The sequence below is a fragment of the Streptacidiphilus alkalitolerans genome (genome assembly GCF_042511045.1).
Lineage (GTDB): Bacteria > Actinomycetota > Actinomycetes > Streptomycetales > Streptomycetaceae > Streptacidiphilus > Streptacidiphilus alkalitolerans.
Genome location: NZ_JBHEZX010000001.1, coordinates 123,056 through 143,013, shown reverse-complemented (window position 1 = coordinate 143,013; position 19,958 = coordinate 123,056). Strand labels below are relative to the sequence as shown.

Annotated in this window: 22 protein-coding genes and 1 riboswitch; of the genes, 18 read left to right on the top strand and 4 right to left on the bottom strand. The window is 72.6% G+C overall.

What is annotated here, in order from left to right:
* Positions 1 to 138 precede the first annotated feature (138 nt).
* Complete coding sequence (locus tag ACEZDG_RS00695; protein WP_380501027.1) at positions 139 to 1,059, top strand: pseudouridine-5'-phosphate glycosidase; 921 nt, start codon at positions 139 to 141, stop codon at positions 1,057 to 1,059.
* Complete coding sequence (locus ACEZDG_RS00690; RefSeq protein ID WP_380501025.1) at positions 1,059 to 1,982, top strand: carbohydrate kinase family protein; 924 nt, start codon at positions 1,059 to 1,061, stop codon at positions 1,980 to 1,982. Before ACEZDG_RS00695 ends, ACEZDG_RS00690 begins: the two co-directional genes overlap by 1 nt.
* Before the next feature lie 23 nt (positions 1,983 to 2,005).
* On the opposite strand, the gene ACEZDG_RS00685 is transcribed toward ACEZDG_RS00690, so the two are convergent.
* The gene (locus ACEZDG_RS00685; RefSeq protein ID WP_380501023.1) at positions 2,006 to 2,794 is read right to left on the bottom strand and encodes a methyltransferase domain-containing protein; all 789 of its coding nucleotides are present in this window, start codon (positions 2,792 to 2,794) and stop codon (positions 2,006 to 2,008) included.
* 12 nt (positions 2,795 to 2,806) lie between these two features.
* Positions 2,807 to 2,883, bottom strand: a riboswitch (ZMP/ZTP riboswitch).
* A 105-nt stretch (positions 2,884 to 2,988) separates the two neighbouring features.
* On the opposite strand from ACEZDG_RS00685, the gene ACEZDG_RS00680 reads away from it, so the two are divergent.
* The 5 genes from ACEZDG_RS00680 (at position 2,989) to ACEZDG_RS00660 (ending at position 6,277) form a co-directional block, all read left to right on the top strand.
* Positions 2,989 to 3,453: a MarR family winged helix-turn-helix transcriptional regulator gene (locus tag ACEZDG_RS00680; protein ID WP_380501021.1), complete on the top strand. Its 465-nt coding sequence runs from the start codon at positions 2,989 to 2,991 to the stop codon at positions 3,451 to 3,453.
* 91 nt (positions 3,454 to 3,544) lie between these two features.
* The gene (locus ACEZDG_RS00675) at positions 3,545 to 4,402 is read left to right on the top strand and encodes a HipA family kinase (protein ID WP_380502204.1); all 858 of its coding nucleotides are present in this window, start codon (positions 3,545 to 3,547) and stop codon (positions 4,400 to 4,402) included.
* A 10-nt stretch (positions 4,403 to 4,412) separates the two neighbouring features.
* Positions 4,413 to 5,387, top strand: a complete 975-nt coding sequence (locus tag ACEZDG_RS00670; RefSeq protein WP_380501019.1) for a 2-dehydropantoate 2-reductase — start codon at positions 4,413 to 4,415, stop codon at positions 5,385 to 5,387.
* Between the two features lie 105 nt (positions 5,388 to 5,492).
* Positions 5,493 to 5,903: a hypothetical protein gene (locus tag ACEZDG_RS00665; RefSeq protein WP_380501017.1), complete on the top strand. Its 411-nt coding sequence runs from the start codon at positions 5,493 to 5,495 to the stop codon at positions 5,901 to 5,903.
* Between the two features lie 59 nt (positions 5,904 to 5,962).
* Complete coding sequence (locus ACEZDG_RS00660; RefSeq protein WP_380501015.1) at positions 5,963 to 6,277, top strand: hypothetical protein; 315 nt, start codon at positions 5,963 to 5,965, stop codon at positions 6,275 to 6,277.
* A gap of 21 nt (positions 6,278 to 6,298) precedes the next feature.
* Here ACEZDG_RS00660 and hemC read toward each other — a convergent pair whose 3' ends face one another.
* Both hemC and ACEZDG_RS00650 read right to left on the bottom strand, forming a co-directional pair.
* Complete coding sequence (hemC, locus tag ACEZDG_RS00655; protein ID WP_380501013.1) at positions 6,299 to 7,240, bottom strand: hydroxymethylbilane synthase; 942 nt, start codon at positions 7,238 to 7,240, stop codon at positions 6,299 to 6,301.
* Positions 7,241 to 7,309: 69 nt separating this feature from the next.
* Positions 7,310 to 8,167 (bottom strand): 3-hydroxybutyryl-CoA dehydrogenase, encoded by an 858-nt coding sequence (locus ACEZDG_RS00650; protein WP_380501011.1) that lies wholly within the window; start codon positions 8,165 to 8,167, stop codon positions 7,310 to 7,312.
* 197 nt (positions 8,168 to 8,364) lie between these two features.
* On the opposite strand from ACEZDG_RS00650, the gene ACEZDG_RS00645 reads away from it, so the two are divergent.
* The 8 genes from ACEZDG_RS00645 to argH all read left to right on the top strand — a co-directional run bounded on the left by ACEZDG_RS00645 (position 8,365) and on the right by argH (position 16,888).
* Positions 8,365 to 9,153, top strand: a complete 789-nt coding sequence (locus tag ACEZDG_RS00645) for an SDR family NAD(P)-dependent oxidoreductase (protein WP_380501009.1) — start codon at positions 8,365 to 8,367, stop codon at positions 9,151 to 9,153.
* Positions 9,154 to 9,210: 57 nt separating this feature from the next.
* A complete protein-coding gene (gene argC, locus ACEZDG_RS00640; protein ID WP_380501007.1) occupies positions 9,211 to 10,254 on the top strand; it encodes an N-acetyl-gamma-glutamyl-phosphate reductase in 1,044 nt (347 codons plus the stop codon).
* The gene (gene argJ, locus ACEZDG_RS00635) at positions 10,251 to 11,444 is read left to right on the top strand and encodes a bifunctional glutamate N-acetyltransferase/amino-acid acetyltransferase ArgJ (protein WP_380501005.1); all 1,194 of its coding nucleotides are present in this window, start codon (positions 10,251 to 10,253) and stop codon (positions 11,442 to 11,444) included. The genes argC and argJ overlap by 4 nt, the downstream gene beginning before the upstream one ends.
* Before the next feature lie 14 nt (positions 11,445 to 11,458).
* Positions 11,459 to 12,403, top strand: a complete 945-nt coding sequence (gene argB / locus ACEZDG_RS00630; protein WP_380501003.1) for an acetylglutamate kinase — start codon at positions 11,459 to 11,461, stop codon at positions 12,401 to 12,403.
* A complete protein-coding gene (locus ACEZDG_RS00625) occupies positions 12,400 to 13,590 on the top strand; it encodes an acetylornithine transaminase (RefSeq protein WP_380501001.1) in 1,191 nt (396 codons plus the stop codon). Before argB ends, ACEZDG_RS00625 begins: the two co-directional genes overlap by 4 nt.
* Positions 13,591 to 13,595: 5 nt before the next feature.
* Positions 13,596 to 14,132, top strand: coding sequence for an arginine repressor (locus tag ACEZDG_RS00620; protein WP_380500999.1), 537 nt, complete (start codon positions 13,596 to 13,598; stop codon positions 14,130 to 14,132).
* A 131-nt stretch (positions 14,133 to 14,263) separates the two neighbouring features.
* Entirely contained in the window at positions 14,264 to 15,460 is a 1,197-nt protein-coding gene (locus ACEZDG_RS00615; protein WP_380500997.1) for an argininosuccinate synthase, read from the top strand.
* 6 nt (positions 15,461 to 15,466) lie between these two features.
* Positions 15,467 to 16,888, top strand: a complete 1,422-nt coding sequence (gene argH, locus ACEZDG_RS00610; RefSeq protein WP_380500995.1) for an argininosuccinate lyase — start codon at positions 15,467 to 15,469, stop codon at positions 16,886 to 16,888.
* A 44-nt stretch (positions 16,889 to 16,932) separates the two neighbouring features.
* On the opposite strand, the gene ACEZDG_RS00605 is transcribed toward argH, so the two are convergent.
* Positions 16,933 to 17,658, bottom strand: coding sequence for a lysophospholipid acyltransferase family protein (locus ACEZDG_RS00605; protein WP_380500993.1), 726 nt, complete (start codon positions 17,656 to 17,658; stop codon positions 16,933 to 16,935).
* A 269-nt stretch (positions 17,659 to 17,927) separates the two neighbouring features.
* Between ACEZDG_RS00605 and ACEZDG_RS00600 the strand changes: the two genes are divergently transcribed.
* The 3 genes from ACEZDG_RS00600 (at position 17,928) to ACEZDG_RS00590 (ending at position 19,904) form a co-directional block, all read left to right on the top strand.
* Positions 17,928 to 18,437 carry a sigma-70 family RNA polymerase sigma factor gene (locus ACEZDG_RS00600; RefSeq protein ID WP_380500991.1) on the top strand — a complete coding sequence of 170 codons (510 nt, stop codon included), beginning with the start codon at positions 17,928 to 17,930 and terminating at the stop codon, positions 18,435 to 18,437.
* A 161-nt stretch (positions 18,438 to 18,598) separates the two neighbouring features.
* Complete coding sequence (locus ACEZDG_RS00595; RefSeq protein ID WP_380500989.1) at positions 18,599 to 19,099, top strand: GNAT family N-acetyltransferase; 501 nt, start codon at positions 18,599 to 18,601, stop codon at positions 19,097 to 19,099.
* Between the two features lie 214 nt (positions 19,100 to 19,313).
* Complete coding sequence (locus tag ACEZDG_RS00590; RefSeq protein WP_380500987.1) at positions 19,314 to 19,904, top strand: GNAT family N-acetyltransferase; 591 nt, start codon at positions 19,314 to 19,316, stop codon at positions 19,902 to 19,904.
* Positions 19,905 to 19,958: the final 54 nt, after the last annotated feature.

The window sequence follows — 19,958 nt, the reverse complement described above, 5'->3', positions numbered from 1 at the left end:
AGCGGTTCCGACGGCGGCCCGCCGTCCCCTGCACGGGGGGCGGCGGGCCGCCTTCGGTTTGAGCGGGCGCCGGGAGCGACAGGATCAAGGACACAGAGCTCTGCGCTCCGTCCGTGTTCCAGGAGGTCGAACGCCACCATGCCCGACGCACCCATACGCCTGTCACGTGAGGTCCGCGAAGCCGTGGAGCGGGGGCGTCCCGTGGTCGCCCTGGAGTCGACGATCATCTCGCACGGGCTGCCGCGGCCCCGCAACCTGGCGGTGGCGCAGGAACTGGAGGCCGTGGTCAGGGACGGCGGGGCGGTGCCGGCCACGATCGCGGTACTGGACGGGGTGGCCCGGGTCGGGCTGGGCAAGGGCGGCCTGGAACGGATCGCCCAGGACGAGGGGATGCGCAAGCTCGGCTTCCGCGACCTGGCCCCCGCGGTCGCGCTGGGCGCCAGCGGGGCGACGACGGTGTCCGCGACCGCCTTCCTGGCCCACGCGGCCGGGATCGCGGTGTTCGCCACCGGCGGCCTCGGCGGCGTCCACCGCGACTGGGTGACCCTCCAGGACGAGTCGGCGGACCTGGGGCTGCTGGCCCGGGTGCCGATCACCGTGGTCTGCGCCGGGGTGAAGTCGATCCTGGACGTGCCCGCGACTCTGCAGCGCCTGGAGACCCTGAACGTGGGCGTGGTCGGCTACCGCACCGGCGAGTTCCCCGGCTTCTACCTGAGCAGTTCCGGACTGCCGGTCGACTGGACCCTGGACAGCCCCGCGCAGGTAGCGGCGCTGATGCGGGCCCGCTGGCAGCTGAACACCGACCTCACCGCGCTGATCGTCGCCAACCCGGTCGCTGAGCAGCAGCAGCTGGACCCGGCGCTGCACGACCGGGTCCTGGCCGAGGCGCTGAGCGCCGCCGCCCGGGACGGGATCACCGGGCAGGCGGTCACCCCGTACCTGCTCGGCTATCTGGTGGAGCACACCGGCGGGGCCTCGCTGGAGGCCAACCTCGCGGCCGTGCGCGGCAATGTCGCGCTGGCCACGGAGATCGCCCGCAGCGTCGCCGCGCTGCGCTGATGGCTCCCGGCGAGCCGACTCCCGGCACCGCTCTTCTGGTGGTCGGCGACCTGGTCACCGACGTGGTCGCGCTGCACGGCAAGCCGCTCACCCCGGACACCGACACCACCGCCCGGATCTCGGTGCGGCCGGGCGGCTCGGCCGCCAATACCGCCGCCTGGGCCGCGGCGGCCGGGGGAGCGGAGGTCCGGCTGCTGGCCAGGGTCGGCGCCGACTCGGCGGACTGGCACCGGGAGGTGCTGCAGCGGACCGGCGTGCGTCCCAGCCTGCGGGTGGACCGGGAGCGGCCGACCGCGGTGGTGATCTCCCTGGTCAACGGCGCGGGGGAGCGCACCTTTGTCACCGACCGGGGCGCGAGCGGCGCGCTGGGCCCGGCCGACTGGGCGGACACCCTGCTGGAGCGGGTGGGGCGGTTGCACCTCTCCGGTTATCTGCTGTTCGGCGCCGAGGGGCGCGCACTCGCGGCGCACGCCGTGGTCCGGGCGGCGGCCCGGGGGATCGGCGTCAGCGTGGACCCGGCCTCGGTCGGCTTCCTGCGCGAGTACGGCCCGTCCCGCTTCCTCGACCTGCTGGGCGGGGTCGACCTGCTGCTGCCCAATCTGGCAGAGGCGCGGGTGCTCACCGGGGCGGACGACCCGGAGCAGGCCGCGCGCGGGCTGAGCGCCCGGTGCCACTGCCTGGTCGTGCTGAAGCTCGGCGCGGCCGGTGCGCTGCTGGCCGACCACGGCAGCCTGCTCGGCGCGGTCCCCGCCGCACCGGCGACCGCACTGGACAGCACCGGCGCGGGGGACGCCTTCGCGGGTGCCTTCCTCGCCGCGCTGCTGGCCGGGGCGGCGCCGCTGGAGGCAGCGGGCGAGGGCTGCCGCAGCGGTGCCCGCGCCGTCGGCCAGGTCGGCGGCAGGCCCGAGCCGGCCCAGGCCTGATCCGGCCCGGGCCTGACCGCGTTTCAGACCTGGACCGCCCAGGCCAGGACGGAGCGGTTCAGGGTCGCGTGGAAGCCGCCGCGCTGCGACAGGTCGCGCTGCTCGGCGATCAGCTCGGCGGCCCGACGCTCGGTCAGCCGACCGGCCGCGCAGGCCCGTTCGGCCGCGCGGCGGAGCGAGATGACCAGGTCGAGCTCCTCCAGGGTGCGGTAGACCGCGAGCTCGACCTCGATCCGGACCGAGCCGAAGCCCGCGTCGACCAGCAGCCGACGCAGCTGGCGGCCGATGGCGCGCTGCGCGATCTGCGTGCCGACCTGGGCGGTCACCGCGGCGGCGGCCTCCGGGTCGGCGGAGGCGAGGGTGAACGAGGCCCAGTCCGGCTCGCTGACGCCCAGGGTGCCGCCGGGACGCAGCACCCGGCGGGCCTCGGCCAGCACCGCGGCCGGATCGGCGACGTGCTGCAGCACCCGTTCGATCCGGCAGGCGTCGAACGCGCCGTCGCGGAACGGGAGCCGGGCGCCGTCGGCCCGGGCCAGCCGGGCCGGGAGGTCCTGGTCGGTCAGCCGGGAGCGGCTGGCGTGCAGCATCACCGCGCTGGTGTCGACGCCCACGGCCAGTATCCCGTCCTCCTCCAGGTGGGCCAGCTCGTGGCCGGCCCCGCAGCCGAGGTCGAGCACCCGGTCGCCGGGGCCCACCGGGAGCCCCTGCCGGAGCCGCTGCTTGGGGGAGTGCAGGCCGCTGTGGGCCTGGTCGAGGTAGTCGATGAGGTCCTGCGGACGCGGGCTGGCGTCGACGTCGGAGAAGGTGCTCATGGCGGAATCCTCAGCGGGGGCCCAGGCGGTCGGCCCTCGCGGGGCTGCTTCCCGGTGGTCGTTCCCACCCTGTGCCCGCCAGTCGCGTTGCGGGCCATTCTGCCGGATCGGAGGCGGAACGCGGGACAGGAGCGAGAAGCTTTCGCTATCCTTGAGTCCGCAAGTATCTACACCTGGAGAGAAGGGCGGACCCCGTGGCCGAGCCGATGAGCCGGGCGCTGGAAGCGTCGCTGCGGCTGGTGCGCGCCCAGGCGGCGCTGGTGAAGCGGTTCGACTCCCGGCTGTCCGGGCTGCACGGGGTCAGCTTCGCCGACCTGATGGTGCTGATCCAGCTGGGGCGGGCGCCCGGCGGCCGGATGCGGCGGGTGGACCTGGCGGCAGCGCTGGGGCTCTCCGCGTCCGGGGTCACCCGCGGCCTGATCCCGCTGGAGCGGATCGGCCTGGTCGTCCGCGAGCCCGATCCGCGCGACGCCCGGGTCGCCTACGCCGCGCTGACCGCGACCGGACGGGAGCGGCTGGCCGAGATGCTGACCGCCGCAGAGGAGTGCGCGGCCGAGGTCTTCGCCGGCCAGCTCTGGGACGGCGGCGGCCTCGGCCAGCTCTCCGAGCTGCTGGCGGCGCTGTCCGGCAAGGAATCGGCGGGGCTCTGGCGTGGTTGAGACAGGCGGCTGGCAGCTGCTGGACCTGCTCCTGGGCGGGTGGGGTTGGCATGAGCGAGAGGCGGAGCGGGTGGTGGCGGCGAAGGCAGGACTGGCCGAGGTGACCGCGCTGGACTACCTCACCCCGCTGCGCAGCGGCGGCTCCGTCCCCGGCATCGTGGAGACCGACGACCTGGGCACCTATGTGGTGAAGTTCTGCGGCGCGGCGCAGGGCCGCAAGGCGCTGGTCGCCGAGCTGATCGTCGGGGAGCTGGGACGGCGGCTCGGGCTGCCGGTCCCCGAGCTGGTGCTGGTCCGCTTCGACCCGCTGGTCGCGGAGCAGGAGCCGGACCCGGAGGTGCAGGACATCCTGCGGGCCAGCGCGGGCCTCAACCTGGGCATGGACTTCCTGCCCGGAGCCCAGGACTTCGCCCCGCGGCAGCTGCCGCCGCAGCTCGCGGTGACCCCGGCCGAGGCCGGACGGGTGGTCTGGTTCGACGCCCTGGTCGGCAATGTCGACCGGACCGTGCACAGCCCCAACCTGATGGTGTGGCACCGCAGGCTCTGGCTGATCGACCACGGCGCCGCGCTGATCTTCCACCACCGCTGGTCCGGCGCGCGGGACGCGGTGGCCCGGCGCTACCCGATGACCGACCACGCGCTAGGCGCCTTCGCCCCTGACGTCGCCGCCGCCGACGCCGCGCTGGCGCCCCTGGTCACCGCGGAGCTGCTCGGCGAGGTGGTCGGACTGGTCCCGGACGAGTGGCTGGCGGACGAGCCCGGCTTTGACTCGCCGGAGCAGCAGCGGCAGGCGTACACGGCCCATCTGGCGGCCCGCGCGGCCCGCTCGCAGGCGTGGCTGCCGGAGGGCTTCGCCGACGCCGAGGAGCTGGCCCGGGCCGAGGCCGCGCGGGTCGCCGCCACCCTGGCCGGGCGTCCGGCCTGGCTGCAGCACGTCAGGGCAGGCTAGGTTCGGGCCCATGCGGATCTGTGTGCTGGGAGCGGGAGCGGTCGGCGGGTTCATCGGGGCGCGGCTGGCGGCGGCGGGAGTGGAGACCTCGGCGCTGGCGCGCGGGGAGACCCTGGCCTCGCTGCGCAAGCACGGCTGGCGGCTGCAGCAGCAGGACGGCCTGCTCACCGCACCGGTCCTGGCCAGCGACGACGCGGCCGAACTTGGCGTCCAGGACGTGGTGGTGCTCGCGGTCAAGGCCCATGCGCTGCCCTCCGCCCTGCCCGCGCTGACCGGGCTGATCGGCCCGGACACCGCCGTGGTGGCCGCGATGAACGGCGTGCCCTGGTGGTTCTTCGAGGGCTTCGGCGGCCCCTGCGAGGGGCGCCGGCTGGCCAGTGTGGACCCGGACGGGCGGATCGCCGCCGCCGTGCCGGCCCGCAGTACCGTCGGCTGCGTGGTCCACCTCAGCGCCAGCACCTCGGAACCGGGCCTGGTACAACACCACGGCGGGACCCGGCTGATCCTCGGCGAGCCGGACACCAGCGACTCGGCGCGGGTCCGTGAACTGGCGGCGCTGCTGGGCACGGCCGGGTTCCAGGCCGAGGTGTCCACCGAGATCCAGCGCCAGGTCTGGTACAAGCTCTGGGGCAACATGACCATGAACCCGGTCTCGGTGCTCACCGGGGCGACCGCGGACCTGATCCTGGACGACGAGCTGGTGATGGCCTTCTGCCATGCCGCGATGCAGGAGGCCTCCGAGATCGGCGGCCGGATCGGCTGCCCGGTGGCCGAGCGCCCCGAGGACCGCAGCCAGGTCACCCGCAGGCTCGGCCTCAGCCGGACCTCGATGCTCCAGGACGCCGAGGCCGGACGTCCGATCGAACTGGACGCGCTGGTGGGGGCGGTGCGCGAGATCGGCGCGCTGGTCGGCGTGCCGACCCCGCACATCGACGCCCTGCTCGGGCTGACCAGGCTCGGCGCCCGGGTCCGGGGCCTGTACTGACGGTCCGTCGGCACCCCGGCGGTCCGGTTGTTAGCGGCCCCGCTTCCCGGGTAGGCGCAGCGCAGACGTCAACCAGGACGAAGACCCGGATGGGGTGTGCGAGTCATGTTGCTGCTCGGACTGCTGATCGTGGCGGCTGCGGTCGCCTTTGGAATCGTGGTGATCGCCGACAATCTCGGTGGGGGTCCCCACTACTCGGTGGGTCTCTTCGACCACCACCTCGCCACAGTGAACACCCAAGGCGCGTTCCTGGCCGGGATCGCGCTGACACTGCTGTTCTGCCTGGGGCTGCTGATGCTGACGGCGGGCGCCCGGCGTGAGCGCCGGCGCAGCTCCGAACTGCGCGCCGCCCGGCGTGAGCGCAGGGCCGCGGCCAAGGCCGACCGCCGCGCGGCCACCGACAACGGTCCCGCCACAGTCGTCGACACCACCGAGCCGGTGGCGGAGGACGACACGGTCAGCGGCCCGGTGCTGACCAAGCAGCGGCGTGGCCCGAACCTCTTCAGCAGCCACTGAGCCCCCCTACCCGTCCCCGCGGTGCGTATGTGACCGCAGGGACGGGGTAGGCGGTAGCTATGACTGAGGCACTGGTGGAGAACGACCCCGGGCGCATCCACCCGGACGACATGGCGGCGATCGTGGCCGCCCTCGACGGCATCGACGTCAGCGCGCAGCCGACCAGGGAGCATCCGGCCGAGAGCCCGGAAGCCTGGACGCTGTGCCTGCACTGGCTGCAGAAGGGCCCGGTGTCCTCGGACACCGAGGCGGCCCTCCCGGCGGTACTGACCCGGATCCGCGAGCACTACACGACCCACGGCCGGACCCCGCCGGCCCAGCTCGACCTGCACGGCCCGGACGGCGGCGTGGTGCTGTCCCTCAGCGCGGGCTAGCAGCCGGAGCCGGACGGTGTCTCAGTGCGGGATGGCGTTGATGACCTCGTGCGCCCCCTGCCGCAGCAGCGTCGCGGCCACCGAGGTGCCGAGGGCGTGCGCGTTGCGGTCCCACTCGTGCGCGTCCAGCACGGTCTTCCCGTCCGGGCTGAACACCCGGGCGCGGAGCGACAGCCTGCCGTCGAACTCGGTGGTCGCGAAGGCCGCGATGGGGGAGTTGCAGTGGCCCTGGAGCACATGCAGCAGCATCCGCTCGGCGGTGGTCTGCCGGTAGGTCTCCGCGTCGTTGAGCGCGCTGACGGCCTCGATGGACCGCTGGTCCTCGGCGCGGCACTGCAGCACCAGGGTGCCGGAGCCGACTGCGGGCATCATCTGCTCCACGTCGAGGACCTGGCTGATCCGGTGGCTCAGGCCGATCCGCTCCAGGCCGGAGACGGCCAGCAGCACCGCGTCCACCTCGCCCGCGTCCAGCTTCGCCAGTCGGCTGTTGGCGTTGCCGCGGAACGGCACCGGCTCCAACTGCGGGTACCGCTGTGCCAGTTGGGCCACCCGGCGGACCGACGAGGTGCCGATCCTGGTCCCCGGCGGCAGCTCGGCCAGGGTCAGTCCGCCCGGGTGCCCGGCCGGGAGCACCAGCGCGTCCCGCAGGTCGTCCCGCTTCAGGTAGGCCGCGAACACCGTCCCGGCCGGGACCGGGCGGTCGCCAGGGACGTCCTTGACGCAGTGCACGGCCAGGTCGACGGCGCCGGACAGCAGCGCCTCGTCGATCTCCCGGGTGAACGCGCCCTTCCCGCCGAGCTCCACCAGCGCCCCCGACCAGCGGTCGCCCGAGGTGGTGAACGGCACCACCTCGGTGACGATGCCGGGATGCGCGGCGGCGAGCTCGGCCCGCACCCGCTCGACCTGGGCCAGGGACATCGGCGAGGACCGGGCCCCGATACGGATCAACTGAGGGTCTGACATGGCCTCAGCGTAGAGGGTGCACCCGCCGGTTCGGGAATCGGCAAGTGGGGAGGGGTAGCCGTCGGTCCGTCAGTACTGGTAGAAGCCCCGGCCGGACTTGCGGCCGAGCAGCCCGGCGTCGACCATGCGCTGGAGCAGCGGGGGCGCGGAGAAGAGCGGCTCCTTGTACTCGTGGTACATCGACTCGGCGATGGAGACGATGGTGTCCAGGCCGATCAGGTCGCACAGCCGCAGCGGGCCCATCGGGTGGGCGCAGCCGGCCTCCATGCCCTTGTCGATGTCCTCGGCCGTGGCCACGCCGGACTCGAACATCCGGACGGCGGAGAGCAGGTAGGGCACCAGCAGGGCGTTGACCACGAAGCCGGCCCGGTCGCGGGCCCGGATCGGCTCCTTGGCCAGCACCTCGCGGGCGAAGGCCTCGGCCCGGGCCACGGTCTCGGCGGAGGTGGTGAGGGTGGGGATGATCTCGACCAGCTTCTGCACCGGGGCCGGGTTGAAGAAGTGGATGCCAAGCACCTGCTCCGGGCGCGAGGTCGCCGAGGCGAGCTTGACGATCGGGATGGAGGAGGTGTTGGAGGCCAGGACCGCATCCCGCCGCTCCACCACCTGGTCGAGCCGCTGGAAGATGGCGGTCTTGACGTCCTCGCGCTCGGCCACCGCCTCGATCACCAGGTCGCGGTCGGCGAAGTCGGCGAGGTCGGTGGTGAAGGAGATCCGGGACAGCGCCTGGTCCCGGTCGGCCTCGGCCAGCTTGCCGCGCCGCACGGCGGTGTCCAGCGAGCCGGTGAGCCGGGTGCGGCCGAGTTCGAGGGCCTCGCCGTTGGCCTCGGAGACCTTGACCTCGAGTCCGGCACGCGCGAAGACCTCAGCGATCCCCGACCCCATCAGGCCGCAGCCGACGACCCCTACCCGCACGATGTCGTTCACGTCACTGTCCTTCGTCCGTGGTCACCGACCGGACCGAATGATCAGTCGGTGAATCTGCCGAGCCGACGTTACCGCCACCGGTTCAGCGTGTCCGAGCCCCGGGGCGACCTGCGGCGTTCAAGAATGGCACTTCGGCCGGGTGCGGTGTGCCACCGCCCTCCCCACCTCGGCGCTCCTCGGCGGTGAAGGAGCCTGCCATGACGCTGCGGACGCTCGAAGGACAGGTCGCCCTGGTCACCGGCGCGGGCCGGGGCATCGGCCGGGAGATCGCGCTGGGCCTGGCCGAAGAGGGGATGAACCTGGGCATCCTGGGGCGGCACCGGGAGACCCTGGCCGACACTCTGCGGGTCTGCGTCCGGCACGGTGTGAAATGCGTCGCAGTCGCCGCCGACGTGGCCAACTTCGGCGCGGTGCGCGAGGCGGTCCGCAGCATCGAGCGCGACCTCGGCCCGATCGACCTGGTGGTCAACAACGCGGGGCAGGTCGACCGGGCCGAGGTGCCGCTGTGGCAGGCGGACCCGGAGCAGTGGTGGTCCGTGGTGGAGACCAATCTGCGCGGCCCGTTCCATCTGCTGCGGACCGTGCTGCCCGGCATGGTGGAGCGGCGGCGCGGACGCGTGGTCAACCTCAACTCCGGGTTCTTCGCGCTGCGCCCGGAATGGCGCTACTCGGCCTACGCCACCTCCAAGGCGGCGCTGCTGCGGCTGAGCGACAATGTCGCCGGCCCGCTCCGTCCGCACGGGGTGACCGTCCTCGACCTCAGCCCCGGTGTCGTCGCCACCGGGATGACGGCGGCCATGCCGATGTTCGCGGACACGGTGGACTGGGGAAGCATCCCCCTGCTGGTCTCCGCCGTGGTGGACACGGGACGCGGCCGTCTCGACCCGCTGCACGGACGGTTCCTGCACCTCGGCCGGGACGACATCGGCGAGCTGCTGGCCCAGGCCGGGGCGGTCGGCGGGCTCGACGACGGTGTGCCGCGGTAAGCCGATTGCATGGATGTGCCTTCCTTCGTATAGTTATCCCGAGGCGGAGGAGGAGTCATGGTTGTCCCGGCCAAGGCGTTCAGAGCAGCGGTGGCAGGAGCGAGCGGATACGCGGGCGGCGAAGTGCTGCGCCTGCTGCTGGCGCACCCGCGGATCGAGATCGGCGCGCTCACCGGCGGTTCCAATGCCGGGACCCGGCTCGGCGAACTGCAGCCGCACCTGCTGCCGCTCGCCGACCGCGTGCTGCAGCCCACCGGGCCGGAGACGCTGGCCGGCCACGACGTGGTCTTCCTCGGCCTGCCGCACGGCCAGTCCGCCGCCGTCGCCGAGCAGTTGGGCGAGGAGGTGCTGATCGTCGACTGCGGCGCCGACTTCCGGCTCAAGGACCCGGTGGACTGGGAGACCTTCTACGGCTCCCCGCACGCCGGCACCTGGCCGTACGGGCTGCCCGAGCTGCCCGGCGCCCGTGACGCCCTCAAGGGCAGCAGGCGGATCGCCGTCCCCGGCTGCTACCCCACCGCGGTCACCCTCGCGCTGATCCCCGCGTACGCCGCCGGGCTGGCCGAGCCCGAGGTGGTGGTGGTCGCCGCGTCCGGCACCTCAGGGGCCGGCAAGGCCGCCAAGACCCACCTGCTCGGCAGCGAGGTGATGGGCAGCATGAGCCCCTACGGCGTCGGCGGCGTGCACCGGCACACCCCCGAGATGACGCAGAACCTCTCCCAGGCGGCCGGCGAGCGGGTCGCGGTGTCCTTCACCCCGACCCTCGCGCCGATGTCCCGGGGCATCCTCGCCACCTGCAGCGTCAAGGCCCGACCCGGCGTCACCGCCGAGCAGGTCAGGGCCGCCTACAGCAGTGCCTACGCGGCCGAGCCCTTTGTGCACCTGCTGCCCGAGGGCCGCTGGCCGTCCACCTCCGCCGTCCTCGGCTCCAACCACACCCTGGTCCAGGTCGCCCTGGACCGGAGCGTCGGCCGGATCACCGTGGTCAGCGCCATCGACAACCTGACCAAGGGCACCGCGGGCGGTGCCGTCCAGAGCATGAACATCGCCCTCGGCCTCCCCGAGGAGCTCGGCCTTCCGCAGACTGGAGTCGCACCGTGACCAGCCCCCATCCCACCGCAAGCGCGCCCGCGGGCACCGGTGTCACGGCGGCCGGGGGGTTCCGCGCGGCCGGGGTGACCGCCGGGATCAAGGTCTCCGGCACCCCGGACCTGGCCCTGGTGGTCAACGACGGCCCGTCCCTGGCCGCCGCCGGGGTGTTCACCTCGAACCGGGTCAAGGCCGCCCCGGTGCACTGGTCCGAGCAGGTGCTCAAGGACGGCCAGGTCTCCGCGGTCATCCTCAACTCCGGTGGCGCCAACGCCTGTACCGGTCCGCTCGGCTTCCAGGACACCCACGCCACCGCGGAGAAGGTGGCCGACACCCTCGGCCTCAACGCGGCCGAGGTGGCCGTCGCCTCCACCGGGCTGATCGGCCTGCGGCTGCCCATGGACAAGCTGCTGCCCGGGGTCGAGCTGGCCGCCGCCGAGCTCAGCACCGACGGCGGCCGGGCCGCCGCGATCGCCATCAAGACCACCGACACCGTGGAGAAGACCGCCGAGGTCGCCCACCCCGACGGCTGGACCGTCGGCGGCATGGCCAAGGGCGCGGGCATGCTCGCCCCCGGCCTTGCCACCATGCTGGTCGTGCTCACCACCGACGCCGCGGTGGAGCCCGCCGCCCTGGACGCCGCGCTGCGCGCCGCCACCCGGACCACCTTCGACCGGGTCGACTCCGACGGCTGCATGTCCACCAATGACACCGTGCTGCTGCTGGCCTCCGCCGCGAGCGGGGTGGCCCCGGAGCAGGACGCGTTCGCCGAGGCGGTCCGCGCCGTCTGCACCGACCTCGCGCTGCAGCTCATCGGCGACGCCGAGGGCGCGAGCAAGGACGTCAGGATCGACGTGGTCAACGCCGCCACCGAGGACGAGGCGGTGGACGTCGCCCGCAGCATCGCCCGCAACAACCTGCTCAAGTGCGCCATCCACGGCGAGGACCCCAACTGGGGCCGGGTGCTCTCCGCCATCGGCACCACCAGCGCGGCCTTCGACCCGGACGCGCTCGACGTCGCCATCAACGGCGTCTGGGTCTGCCGGGGCGGCAGCGTCGGCGACGACCGCGACCTGGTCAGCATGAAGGACCGTCAGGTGGTGATCACCGCCGACCTGCACGCCGGATCCGCGTCGGCGACGGTCTGGACCAACGACCTCACCGCCGACTACGTCCACGAGAACAGCGCCTACTCCAGCTGAAGGGCAGTACGGCCGTGCACATCGCACCCAAGGGCGAACAGGCCCGCAACAACACCGCACTGCCCAAGGCGCTCACCCTGATCGAGGCGCTGCCCTGGCTGGAGCGCTTCCACGGCAAGACCGTCGTCATCAAGTTCGGCGGCAACGCCATGATCGACGAGTCGCTCAAGGCCGCCTTCGCCCAGGACGTCGTCTTCCTCCGCTACGCCGGGCTGCGCCCGGTCATCGTGCACGGCGGCGGCCCGCAGATCAGCGCCCAGCTGGAGAAGCTCGGCCTGACCTCCACCTTCACCGCCGGGCTCCGGGTGACCACCCCGGAGACCATGAACGTGGTCCGGATGGTGCTCGCCGGACAGGTCCAGCGGGAGCTGGTCGGGCTGCTCAACGAGCACGGCCCGTTCGCGGTCGGGATGACCGGCGAGGACGCCCACACCATGACCGCGGTCAAGCGCTACGCCGACGTGGACGGCGAGCAGGTGGACATCGGCCTGGTCGGCGACATCGCCCATGTCGAGCCCGGCGCGGTCAACGCCCTGCTCGACAACGGCCGGATCCCGGTGATCTCCTCGATCGCCCGCGGCAGTGACGGCGGCGTCTACAACATCAACGCCGACACCGCCGCCGCCGCGATGGCGGTGGCCCTGAACGCCGAGATGCTGGTGGTCCTCACCGACGTCGAGGGCCTCTACGCCGACTGGCCGGCCAGCGACGACGTGATCAGCCAGCTCAGCACCACCGAGCTGGAGAAGATGCTGCCGTCCCTGGCCAGCGGGATGCTCCCGAAGATGGAGGGCTGCCTGCGCGCCGTCCGGGAGGGGGTCGGCACCGCGCGGGTGCTCGACGGCCGGGTCCAGCACAGCCTGCTGCTGGAGATCTTCACCGACGAGGGCATCGGCACCATGGTGGTGCCGGACCCCGAGGCCGACACCGAAACGATCATCACAGGGGGGCTCGCATGACCAGCAACCAGGAACTCACCGCGCGGTGGCAGCACACGCTGATGAACAACTTCGGCACCCCGCGCATCCCGCTGGTCCGCGGCGAGGGGGTGCACCTCTGGGACGCCGACGGCAAGCGCTACACCGACTACCTCGGCGGCATCGCCGTCAACGCCCTGGGCACCGCCCACCCGGCGATCGTCGCGGCGGTGACCGAGCAGATCAGCACCCTGGGCCACATCTCCAACTTCTTCCTGACCGAGCCCACCGTGCGGCTGGCCGAGCGGCTGGTCGCCCTGTCCGGACGCGCGCAGGCCCGGGTCTACTTCTCCAACTCCGGCGCCGAGGCCAACGAGGCGGCCTTCAAGATCGGGCGGCTGACCGGCCGCACCCACATGGTCTCCGCCCACGGCGGCTTCCACGGCCGGACCATGGGCGCGCTCGCGCTCACCGCCCAGCCCGGCAAGCAGGACCCGTTCCGCCCGCTGCCCGGCGACGTCAGCCACGTCCCCTTCGGCGACACCGAGGCGCTGCGCGCCGCGGTCACCACCGACACCGCGCTGGTGATACTGGAGCCGATCCAGGGCGAGAACGGCGTGGTCGTCCCGCCCGCCGACTACCTGCTCGCGGCCCGGGAGATCACCCGGGCCACCGGCACCCTGCTGGTCCTGGACGAGATCCAGACCGGCATCGGCCGCACCGGCCACTGGTACGCCCACCAGGCGTTCCAGGACGTCGACCCGGATGTGGTCACCCTGGCCAAGGGCCTCGGCGGCGGGCTGCCGATCGGCGCGACCATCGCCTTCGGCGACGCCGCCGAACTGCTGCACCCGGGCCACCACGGCAGCACCTTCTCCGGCAACCCGGTGGTCTGCGCCGCCGCCAACGCGGTGCTGGACACCATCGAGCGCGAAGGGCTGCTGGACCAGGTCGGCAAGGTCGGCGAACGGCTCCGCAGCGGGATCGAGGCGATCGGCGACCCGCTGGTCCAGCAGGTCAGGGGCGCCGGGCTGCTGCTCGGCATCGTGCTCACCGCGCCGGTCGCGGCGCAGGTCCAGGCCGCGGCGCAGCGGGCCGGCTTCCTGGTCAACGCCGCCGTCCCTGATACCGTCCGACTCGCCCCGCCGCTCATCCTCACCGAGCGCGACGTGGACGCCTTCCTGGCCGTCCTGCCCGGCATCCTGCGATCCGTACGAGAGGCTGACTGACCGTCATGGCCGACCACCAGCCCGCTCCGCCCACGGGTCCGCTGTTCCAGCTGCCGCAGACACGGACAGCACGGCACCGGCGGATCGTGGACCTGCTGACTCGCCAGCCGATCCGCTCGCAGAGCCAACTGGCGAAGCTGCTCGCGGACGACGGGCTCGCGGTCACCCAGGCCACGCTCTCCCGCGACCTGGACGAGCTGGGCGCGGTCAAGATCCGCAACCAGTACGGCACCCTGATCTACGCCGTCCCGGCGGAGGGCGGGGACCGCACCCCGCAGGCGCCGATGGGGGAGTCGGCCAATGAGAGCCGGCTCGCCCGGCTCGCCTCCGAGCTGATGGTCTCCGCCACCGCCTCCGGCAACCTGGTGGTGCTGCGGACCCCGCCCGGGGCCGCCCAGTTCCTGGCCTCCGCCATCGACCAGTCCGGCATCCACGAGATAATCGGCACCATCGCCGGTGACGACACCGTGCTGCTGATCACCCGCGACCCGTCCGGCGGCCAGGCCCTGACGGACCATCTGCTGCACCTGGCCCAATCCTGAGCAGAGGCGCACACCGCTCCGCCGTACGGTTCGGAGCCGGTTGGCATTCCATGCGGAGTAGTGCATAATTATACCTGTCGCTGCATGGTTGCCCGCGTCCCGCGTGAGCACTGTTGATGAGGGAGAAAGACATGGCTGAGCGCGTCGTACTTGCCTACTCGGGCGGTCTGGACACGTCGGTGTGTATCGGTTGGATCGCCGAGGAGACCGGCGCCGAGGTCATCGCCGTGGCGGTGGACGTCGGCCAGGGCGGCGAGGACCTGGACGCGATCCGGCAGCGCGCGCTGGACTGCGGCGCGGTCGAGGCCGAGGTCGCCGACGCCCGCCAGGAGTTCGCGGACGAGTACTGCCTCCCCGCCATCAAGGCCAACGCGCTCTACCAGGGCCAGTACCCGCTGGTGTCGGCGCTGTCCCGGCCGGTCATCGTCAAGCACCTGGTCGCCGCGGCGCAGAAGCACGGCGCGAGCACGGTCGCCCACGGCTGCACCGGCAAGGGCAACGACCAGGTCCGGTTCGAGGTCGGGATCAACTCGCTGGCCCCCGGCCTCAAGTGCATCGCCCCGGTCCGCGACTACGCGATGACCCGCGACAAGGCGATCGCCTTCGCCGAGGCCAAGAACCTCCCCATCGTCACCACCAAGAAGAACCCGTACTCGATCGACCAGAACGTCTTCGGCCGCGCCGTCGAGACCGGCTTCCTCGAGGACATCTGGAACGCCCCGATCGAGGACGTCTACGAGTACACCCAGAACCCGGCCGATCCCCGCGAGGCCGACGAGGTGGTCATCTCCTTCGAGGCCGGCGTCCCGGTGGCCATCGACGGCCGCAAGGTGACCGTGCTGCAGGCCATCGAGGAGCTGAACAAGCGGGCCGGCGCCCAGGGCATCGGCCGGCTGGACATGGTCGAGGACCGGCTGGTCGGCATCAAGTCCCGGGAGATCTACGAGGCCCCCGGCGCGATCGCGCTGATCACCGCGCACCAGGCGCTGGAGAACGTCACCGTCGAGCGCGAACTCGCCCGCTACAAGCGGCAGGTGGAGCAGCGCTGGGCCGAGCTGGTCTACGACGGCCTGTGGTTCTCGCCGCTGAAGCGCGCGCTGGACGGCTTCGTCAACGAGGCCAACCAGAGTGTCAGCGGCGACATCCGGATGGTGCTGCACGGCGGCAGGGCGGTCGTGAACGGCCGGGCCTCGCAGAAGTCGCTGTACGACTTCAACCTCGCCACCTACGACACCGGCGACACCTTCGACCAGTCGCTGTCCAAGGGCTTCATCGAGATCTTCGGGATGTCCTCGAAGATCGCCGCCAAGCGCGACCTCCAGGGCTGAGCGGACATGAGCACCGAGAACCTCCGCCTCTGGGGAGCGCGCTTCGCCGACGGCCCGTCGGAGGCGCTGGCCAGGCTGTCCGCCTCGGTCCACTTCGACTGGCGGCTGGCCCCCTACGACATCGCCGGGTCCAGGGCCCACGCCAGGGTCCTGCACAAGGCCGGCCACCTCACCGAGGACGAGCTGGCCCGGATGCTGGCGGGCCTGGACCTGCTGCTCGCCGATGTCGAGTCGGGCGCCTTCACCGGCACCGTCGCCGACGAGGACGTGCACACCGCCCTGGAACGCGGCCTGCTGGAGCGCCTCGGCGCGGACCTCGGCGGAAAGCTGCGGGCCGGGCGGTCGCGCAACGACCAGATCGCCACCCTCGGTCGGCTGTACCTCAGGGACCACGCCCGCACCATCGGCGGCCTGCTGCTCGACCTCCAGGAGGCCCTGGTCGGCCTGGCCGAGGCCCACCCGAACACGGCCATGCCGGGCCGGACCCACCTGCAGCACGCGCAGCCGGTGCTGTTCGCGCACCACGTCCTCGCCCACGTCCAGGCGCTGAGCCGGGACGCCGAGCGGCTGCGCCAGTGGGACACCAGGACCGCCGTGTCCGCCTACGGCTCCGGCGCCCTGGCCGGCTCCTCGCTGGGCCTGGACCCGGAGTTCGTGGCCGCCCAACTGGGCTTCGAGGGCGGCTCCGCCGCCAACTCGATCGACGGCACCGCCTCCCGCGACTACGTGGCGGAGTTCGCCTTCATCACGGCGATGATCGGCATCAACCTCTCCCGCATCGCGGAGGAGGTGATCATCTGGAACACCCGGGAGTTCGGCTTCATCACCCTGCACGACGCCTTCTCCACCGGCTCCTCGATCATGCCGCAGAAGAAGAACCCGGACATCGCCGAGCTGGCCCGCGGCAAGTCCGGCCGCCTGATCGGCAATCTGACCGGGCTGCTGGCCACCCTCAAGGCGCTGCCGCTGGCCTACAACCGGGATCTGCAGGAGGACAAGGAGCCGGTCTTCGACTCCTGCGACACCCTGGAGGTGCTGCTCCCGGCCTTCACCGGGATGATGGCCACGCTCACCGTGCACGAGGAGCGCCTGGAGGAACTGGCCCCGGCCGGGTTCTCGCTGGCCACCGACATCGCCGAATGGCTGGTCAAGCAGGGCACCCCGTTCCGGGTGGCGCACGAGGTGGCCGGCGCCTGCGTCAAGTTCTGCGAGCCGCGCGGGCTGGAGCTGTCGGATCTGACGGACGAGCAGTTCGCCCAGATCTCACCGACGCTGACGCCCGAGGTGCGCGAGGTGCTCACCGTCCACGGCGCGATCGCCTCCCGCGACGGCCGCGGCGGCACCGCGCCCTCCGCGGTGGCCGTGCAACTCGCCGAGGTCAAGGCGGATCTGGCGGTCCAACAGGAGTGGGCCGAGGCCGCGCGCTGACCCACCGTCAGGGTGGCTGCCCCCCGGGGCAGCCACCACCCGACTCAGGCCGCCCTGGGGAGATCGTCGGCTGCCGCCGCGGCAGCGGCCCGGCTGGCCAGGGCCTTGGCCTTGGTCGCGTACATATCGACGTACTCCTGCCCGGAGAGGGCCAGGATCGCCGCCATGATCTCGTCCGTCACCGCGCGGAGCACAAAGCGGTCCTCCTCCATGCCCGCGTAGCGGGAGAAGTCCAGGGCGGGGCCGAAGCGCACCTCGGGCCGCGGGCCGAGCTTCCACAGCAGCCGCCCGCTGGGCTGGACCAGGTCCGTGCCGATCACACCCACCGGCACCACCGGGACCCCACTGGCCAGCGCCAGCCGGGCCACCCCGGTACGGCCCCGGTGCAGCCGGCCGTCGGGGGAGCGGGTGCCCTCCGGGTAGATGCCGAACAGCTTGCCCTCGCGCAGCGTCCGCAGCCCGGTGTCGATCGCCGCGACCGAGGCCCGTCCGCCGCTCCGGTCGACCGGAACCGCCCCGGCGCCGGTGAAGAACCAGGCCATCAGCCGGCCCTTCAGCCCGGTGCCGGTGAAGTACTCGGCCTTGGCCACATAGTGCACCTGCTGCGGGGCGAGCAGCGGTACGAAGATCGAGTCACAGAACGACAGGTGGTTCGGCGCGATGATGGCCGCCCCCTGCGCCGGCACATGCTCCAGGCCGGTCACCCGCGGCCGGTAGAGCAGCCGCACCAGCGGGCCGATGAGCACATGTTTGAGCAGCACGTAGAACACGCTGGATTCCTCCGTCGGCGGCCATCGGGGGGCGGTACTCCCTGACGTTAGCGGTCCGGTGTTACCCGGAGGAACGCCGACTGACGTGGCGTCGGTTACATTCCGTTGATCGCTCGGTTACGGCGGGGTGTGCTCGGGATGGCGCCCGGTGTCACCCGTGCGGGTGGTGCGGCGGAGCATCCGGATCCGGGGCCGGGCGCGGCGGCGTCCTGACGGGCAACTGCTCAGCCCCCGTCACCGCCCGTCAGCCCGCTTGCGCTGGAGTGCCCTTGAGACCTACCGCCGCCGACCCCTCGCTGCGTCCCGCCTTCCTCGGCCTGCTCCGCGCCCTGGCCGCCAGCCGCGCCCTCGACCCGGAGGACCTGGAGCAGCGGGTCTGGCTGCGCGCCGCGTCGGAGCCGCGGGCCTCCCGGCCCGAGGCCCGGCTCCGGGCGCTGACCCTGCAGGAGTTCCACCGGGCCGCGACGGAGGAGCAGGAGTACGCGGAGGGCCTGCGGATCTGCGCCGACCGGGTCTCCGGCGGCGTCGGCGAGGACGGGCGGTCGGCCGATCCGGAGTCGCTCGCCCTCGCCGCCGAGCGGGCGCGGGAACTGCGTGCCACCGTGGCCCGGCTGCCGTCCCGCTGTCCGGCCCTGGTGGCGGCGCTGCTGGAGTCGCCCGCCTTCAGCTACCGCGAGCTGGCCGAGGAACTGGCGATGCCCCGCGGAAGCATCGGCCCCACCCGCTCCCGCTGCCTCGGCTGTCTGCGGCGACTGCTCCGCCCTGGACACGCCGGTTGAACTCGATGGTTGAGAGGGGTGAACGAATGGGTAGTGGGCTTTAAACGTACGCCCGGCTCCGGCACTTCTCGGTCGGAGCCGACCCACCTCCGGTCAGGGCAACCCGGTCGCATCCCCTCATCCTCGCGGCCGGGGTACACAAGAAAGGGAGGAATGCGCGCATGGGCATGAGCGTGACCACCTCGATCGCCACCGAGGACGAAGCAGAACGGATTCTCAAGCTCCAGTACCTTTGCTACCAGAGCGAGGCAGAGCTGTACGGGGACTGGGCCATCGAGCCCCTCACCCAGACCCTGGACAGCCTGCGGACCGAGCTCAAGGAGCGGCACGTCCTGGTGGCCCGGCTGGGTGACGAGGTCGTCGGCAGCGTCCGCGGCTGGGTCGACAGCGACGGGGTGGGCCGGATAGGCCGGCTCTGCGTGCACCCCCGGATGCAGCGGCACGGCCTGGGCACCCGACTGGTGCGCGGCATGGAGCAGGCGCTGGCCTCCGGCGACTCCCCGGTCCAGGCGTACCGCCTGTTCACCGGGCACCGCAGCCTCGGCAACCTCCGCCTCTACCAGCGTCTCGGCTACCGGCAGACGGAGGTCGAGGAGGTCAGCGGCAGCCTCAGCTTCATCGGCATGGAGAAGCAGGTGGAGCACCTCGCCGCCAGCGCGTGACCCGCTGCCCGACCGCTGCACGCAGCTATCGCCCCGGCCCGGCCGTCGACGGACGGCGGAACCGGGGCGATACGCCTGTCCGGGTGATTTCCGCCGCTCCGCCCGGGTTTGATCCCGGCCCAGGAACAACCCGAGGGGTGACGGCGGCCCCCTTCCTGCAGCATGATCGTTCCATCAGCCCCGCCGAGGAGCGGCGACAGGCAGGAGCCCGGTGATGACGTCCACCTTCCCCGACATCTCGATCAGTACGGATCGACTGGTGCTACGGGCGTTCGAACCGGAGGACGTGCCCGCGCTGACCGACCTGATGGGCGACGAACTGGTCCGCACCTGGACCACCGTGCCGCTGTCCTACACGGCCGAGGACGCCCGCAGCTGGATCGCCCTCGGCGCCCCGGCCGAGCGGGCCCAGGGCCGCGGCATCGTGCTGGCCGTCCATGAGTTCCTGACCCAGCGCCTGGTCGGCTGGGTCCGGCTGCGCCGCACCGACTGGCGGCTGCGCTGCACCGAGGCCACCGTGGTCACCGGCCCCTGGGCGCGCGGCGAGGGCTACGCCGCCGAGGCGCTGCTCGGGGTGGCCCACTGGCTCTTCGAGGACCAGAAGTTCGAACGCCTGGAACTGCGCACCGCCGCCGGCAACACCGCGGCCCAGCAGGTGGCCCAGAAGATCGGCTGCATCAGCGAGGGCGTGCTGCGCAGCGCCTGGATCGTCCGCGGCACCGAAGCGGCGGGACAGCAGCGCAGCGACCTGATCCTGTGGAGCCTGCTGCCGGAAGACCTGGACGGCCTCGCTCCGAACTGGTGACCGGACCCGATACGCTCGCCCGGCGTAGTCACTCCAATCATCCGGAAAGCATCC

Bases quoted from the DNA above. Each gene is read 5' to 3' on its own strand.
- argC (WP_380501007.1), top strand. From the start codon at position 9,211: ATGGTTGTCCCGGCCAAGGCGTTCAGAGCAGCGGTGGCAGGAGCGAGC.
- ACEZDG_RS00695 (WP_380501027.1), top strand. From the start codon at position 139: ATGCCCGACGCACCCATACGCCTGTCACGTGAGGTCCGCGAAGCCGTG.
- ACEZDG_RS00590 (WP_380500987.1), top strand. From the start codon at position 19,314: ATGACGTCCACCTTCCCCGACATCTCGATCAGTACGGATCGACTGGTG.
- ACEZDG_RS00620 (WP_380500999.1), top strand. From the start codon at position 13,596: ATGGCCGACCACCAGCCCGCTCCGCCCACGGGTCCGCTGTTCCAGCTG.
- ACEZDG_RS00645 (WP_380501009.1), top strand. From the start codon at position 8,365: ATGACGCTGCGGACGCTCGAAGGACAGGTCGCCCTGGTCACCGGCGCG.
- ACEZDG_RS00665 (WP_380501017.1), top strand. From the start codon at position 5,493: ATGTTGCTGCTCGGACTGCTGATCGTGGCGGCTGCGGTCGCCTTTGGA.
- ACEZDG_RS00660 (WP_380501015.1), top strand. From the start codon at position 5,963: ATGACTGAGGCACTGGTGGAGAACGACCCCGGGCGCATCCACCCGGAC.
- hemC (WP_380501013.1), bottom strand. From the start codon at position 7,240: ATGTCAGACCCTCAGTTGATCCGTATCGGGGCCCGGTCCTCGCCGATG.
- argH (WP_380500995.1), top strand. From the start codon at position 15,467: ATGAGCACCGAGAACCTCCGCCTCTGGGGAGCGCGCTTCGCCGACGGC.
- ACEZDG_RS00670 (WP_380501019.1), top strand. From the start codon at position 4,413: ATGCGGATCTGTGTGCTGGGAGCGGGAGCGGTCGGCGGGTTCATCGGG.
- ACEZDG_RS00625 (WP_380501001.1), top strand. From the start codon at position 12,400: ATGACCAGCAACCAGGAACTCACCGCGCGGTGGCAGCACACGCTGATG.
- ACEZDG_RS00685 (WP_380501023.1), bottom strand. From the start codon at position 2,794: ATGAGCACCTTCTCCGACGTCGACGCCAGCCCGCGTCCGCAGGACCTC.
- ACEZDG_RS00595 (WP_380500989.1), top strand. From the start codon at position 18,599: ATGGGCATGAGCGTGACCACCTCGATCGCCACCGAGGACGAAGCAGAA.
- ACEZDG_RS00690 (WP_380501025.1), top strand. From the start codon at position 1,059: ATGGCTCCCGGCGAGCCGACTCCCGGCACCGCTCTTCTGGTGGTCGGC.
- ACEZDG_RS00615 (WP_380500997.1), top strand. From the start codon at position 14,264: ATGGCTGAGCGCGTCGTACTTGCCTACTCGGGCGGTCTGGACACGTCG.